Here is a 2,080-nt window from a genome sequence, read left to right as displayed (position 1 = left end):
GGCGGCTGCCGCCGCCTCCATCACGTAGAGCGAGGCCGGCTGCAGCGACCAGCTCCAGCCTGCGCCACCGCCCGCGAGCGCCAGCTCCTCCGCAGGCAGTCGGTCTGTCAGCGGCAGCAGCCAGTCCGTGAAGCGGCGCGCCGCCGCCAAGGCAAAGTCAGGGACCGGCGTATCGCCGCCCGAGGCTTGGCGCCGCTCCAGTTGCGCCGCTGCGCCGGACAAGGTGCCGACGAGGAACAGCTTTTCCTTGGGGCGCGTCATCGCCACATACAGGATTCGCATCTCCTCGGCCAGCAGCTCCATCCGCTGCTTGCGCCGGATCGCCAGTTGCGGCAGCATCGGGTAGCTCACTCTCAGATCGCCATCGACATGGCGGGGACCAAAGCCCAGCTCCTTGTGCATCAGGAAGGGGCGGTTCAGGTCTTGCATGTTGAACATCTTGCCCAGTCCCGCCGTGAAGACGACCGGGAACTCGAGCCCCTTGCTGCGGTGGATCGACATGATGCGCACGACATCCTCTTGCTCGCCGAGCGCGCGCGCAGTGCCCAGATCGCCGCCGCGCTCCCGCATCCGGTCGATGAACCGCAGGAAGCGGAACAAGCCGCGGAACGACGTCTGCTCGTATTGGCGAGCGCGGTCGTAGAGCGCCCGCAGATTAGCCTGACGCTGCATGCCGCCGGAGAGACCACCGACGAAGTCGTAGTAGCCCGTCGTCCGGCAGATCCGCCATACCAGCTCGGCCAGCGAGCCTTGCCGCGCATCCTCGCGCCACAGCTCGAGCCGCGCCAGGAACAGCGACAGCTTGTCCCGGGTCGCCTCGGACAACAGCAGATTGGCGGCGCCATCCTGCACCGCTTCATAATAGGACCCCTTCACGCCATAGACGCGGATCATCGCCAACTCCTCGGCGTCTAGGCCGAAGATCGGCGAGCGCAAGGCGCCGGCAAGCGGGATGTCCTGATACGGATTGTCGATCACCCGCAGCACCGAGAGCAGAACCTCGACCTCGATCGCATCGAAGTAGCCGGTGCTCAGCTCGGCATATGCCGGGATCCCCTGCGCTTGCAGCTCCTCGATCAGGATCGGCGCCCATTGACTGGTCGCCCGCAGCAGTACGACGATATCCCGCCAGGCGAGCGGGCGGCTGGTCTGACGCTTGCCGTCGTACACCCGGAAGGGCGGCGCTATCCCGTCGCCGTCCCGCAGTCTGCGGATCTGGGCCGCGATATAGCGAGCCTCGAGCTGCGCCGTCTGCAGATCGGCCGCATCGACCGCAGCGCCCTCCTCCTCCGTCTCTTCCTCGGCCGGCTCGGCTGCGCGCTCCGGCTCCGTACGATCCAGCACGGCCAGCTCGATGCGGTACGGACCGCCGCCCTCGCCGGCCGGCGGGTAGGAAGCGCCGCAGACAAGCTCGGCAGCGGCATCGTAATCCATCTCCGCGACGCTCTCGCGCATGATCAGCCGGAACACGTCGTTGACGCCATCGACGACCTGGGCGCGGCTGCGGAAGTTACGAGCCAGATCGATCCGCAAGCCCTCTCCCGCAGACCCGTTCTCGTACGCCTTGTATTTGGCCAGGAACAGCCCCGGCTCCGCCAGCCGGAAGCGATAGATGCTCTGCTTCACATCGCCGACCATGAACCGGTTGCCGGGCGCTTCCCTCGCGATCAGCTCAACGATCGCCTCCTGCACCCGGTTCGTATCCTGGTACTCGTCGAGCAGGATCTCCTCGAACTGACGGCGATACTCGAGCGCAGCCGCCGACGGCAGCGAACGCTCCGGCGTCGAGGCCGGCGAGCGCAGGATACGCAGGCAGTAATGCTCCAGATCGCCAAAGTCGAGCAGTCCTTTGGCCCGCTTCGCCTGCTCGTAGCGCTTGGCGAAGTCGATGACGAGAGCGGCCAAGGCCCTCATCTGCGGAGCCGCCTCGTGCAGCTCTGCCAGGAACTCCTCCGGCGTCCGCCCGAACAGCTCGCCATTCAGCTCGCCGATCAGCTTTTTGGCTTGCTCGCGCAGCGCCTTGACCTGCTCCTGCAGCGACTTGTCGACATCATCGCCGCGCAGCGGCTTCAGCTTGCCG

Annotated in this window: 1 protein-coding gene; it reads right to left on the bottom strand. The window is 66.6% G+C overall.

Annotation, left to right across the window (positions count from 1 at the left end; all coding sequences use genetic code 11):
- Positions 1 to 2,080: helicase-exonuclease AddAB subunit AddA (gene addA, locus PA598K_RS18545; RefSeq protein ID WP_260405487.1), on the bottom strand; the 2,080-nt coding region annotated here is incomplete at both ends.

The organism is Paenibacillus sp. 598K, assembly GCF_003851045.1.
Lineage (GTDB): Bacteria > Bacillota > Bacilli > Paenibacillales > Paenibacillaceae > Paenibacillus_D.
The sequence above is the reverse complement of the archived record's forward strand: the minus strand, read 5'-3'. Positions and strand labels throughout refer to the sequence as shown.